This window comes from Delftia sp. K82, from assembly GCF_002193035.1.
Lineage (GTDB): Bacteria > Pseudomonadota > Gammaproteobacteria > Burkholderiales > Burkholderiaceae_C > Comamonas > Comamonas acidovorans.
Genome location: NZ_MYFL01000003.1, coordinates 251,038 through 251,353, shown reverse-complemented (window position 1 = coordinate 251,353; position 316 = coordinate 251,038). Strand labels below are relative to the sequence as shown.

At 60.4% G+C, this 316-nt stretch carries 1 pseudogene; it reads left to right on the top strand.

Annotated elements, in window-relative coordinates:
- Positions 1–41: 41 nt before the first annotated feature.
- Positions 42–316: pseudogene (locus KDK82_RS33230) on the top strand (biotin--[acetyl-CoA-carboxylase] ligase); the annotation flags it as partial.

Genomic DNA, 316 nt, shown 5'->3' with positions numbered 1-316 from the left:
CCAAGGAAAAAATCCCGCAAATCCTCCACAAAGGCCGGCGCATGATGGCATCGTCCCCCATTCACTGGCCTGCGGAATCGCTGTGGCAGGCCATCGAGCCGCAGTTGCCGGGCTTTTCCGTGGAAATCGTGCCCAGCATCGGCTCGACCAATACCGAGCTGATGGCGCGCGCCCGGCGCCCGCCCATGCCCGGCGATGCATTGCCGGCCAGCGCAAAGCCGGCATCGGAACAATCTGAAAAGACAAAGCGGGCCAAAAAGCAGCAGGTCAAAGCGGAAAAGCCTTTGGAAAAGCCCTTGGAAAAGGCCCCCCAAAA